1 protein-coding gene is annotated in these 1,553 nt (G+C 68.4%); it reads left to right on the forward strand.

The features are described 5' to 3' along the window. The coding region (gene lpdA, locus B0W80_RS33990) for a dihydrolipoyl dehydrogenase (protein ID WP_077003533.1) at positions 1-1,553 on the forward strand (1,553 nt) is incomplete at both ends.

Here is a 1,553-nt window from a genome sequence, read left to right on the forward strand (position 1 = left end):
TCGCCCGCCCCGGCCCCGGCCGCGTCGGCGCCCCCTGCCGCCGCGCCCGCGCCCGCGCGGGCTCCGGCTCCGGCGTCGACCTACAGCGGCTCGGTCGATGTCGAATGCGACGTGCTGGTGCTCGGCGCCGGCCCTGGCGGGTATTCCGCGGCCTTTCGCGCGGCCGACCTGGGGCTCAACGTGGTGCTGGTCGAGCGCTATGCCACGCTGGGCGGGGTCTGCCTGAACGTCGGCTGCATTCCTTCCAAGGCGCTGCTGCACGTCGCGGCCGTGATCGACGAGGTCAAGCACTTCGCCGACCTGGGCGTCGCCTTCAACGAACCGGTGATCGACCGCGCCAAGCTGCTGGGCCGCAAGAACAAGGTGGTGGGCAAGCTCACCGGCGGCCTCACCGCCATGGCGAAGATGCGCAAGGTCACCACGGTGCGCGGCATCGGCGAATTCGTCGACCCCTACGTCGTCAAGGTGAACGAAACCTCGGGCGACGGCAAGGACGCCACCGGCAGCAGCAAGACCGTGCGTTTCCGCCACTGCATCATCGCGGCCGGCTCGCAGGCCGTGCATCTGCCCTTCATGCCCAAGGACCCGCGCGTCGTCGACTCGACCGGCGCGCTGGAACTCGGCTTCGACCCCAAGCGCATGCTGATCCTGGGCGGCGGCATCATCGGCCTCGAAATGGGCTCGGTGTATTCCACGCTGGGTGCGCGGCTCGACGTGGTCGAGATGCTCGACGGACTGATGCAGGGCGCCGACCGCGACCTCGTCAAGGTGTGGCAGAAGCTCAATACGCCGCGCTTCGACAACATCATGCTCAAGACCAAGACGGTCGGCGCCGAGGCCACGAAAGAAGGCATCCGTGTCACCTTCGAAGGCGAACAGGCGCCCAAGGAGCCGCAGGTGTACGACCTGGTGCTCCAGGCGGTAGGCCGCAGTCCCAACGGCAAGAAGATCGGTGCCGAGAAGGCTGGCGTCACCGTGAGCGACCGCGGCTTCATCCCGGTCGACATCCAGATGCGCACCAACGTGCCGCACATCTTCGCGATCGGCGACATCGTCGGCCAGCCCATGCTGGCACACAAGGCGGTGCACGAGGCGCACGTGGCGGCCGAGGTGATCGCTGGCGAGCAGAAGGGCGACAAGGAGCTGTCCAGCGCCGCCTTCAATGCCCGCGTGATCCCGAGCGTGGCCTACACCGATCCGGAAGTGGCCTGGGTCGGCCTCACCGAGGACCAGGCCAAGGCCGAAGGCGTGAAGGTCGAGAAGGGCCTGTTCCCGTGGACGGCCTCGGGCCGAGCCATCGCCAACGGCCGTGACGAGGGCTTCACCAAGCTGCTGTTCGATGCCGAGACGCACCGCATCGTCGGTGGCGGCATCGTCGGCACGCATGCCGGCGACATGATTGGCGAGGTGGCCCTGGCGATCGAGATGGGCGCCGACGCGATCGACATCGGCAAGACCATCCATCCGCACCCGACGCTCGGCGAGAGCATCGGCATGGCGGCCGAAGTGGCTCACGGCAGCTGCACGGACCTGCCGCCGGTCAAGAAGCGCTG

Origin of the sequence: Variovorax sp. KK3 (genome assembly GCF_001984055.1) — a bacterium.
Lineage (GTDB): Bacteria > Pseudomonadota > Gammaproteobacteria > Burkholderiales > Burkholderiaceae_C > Variovorax.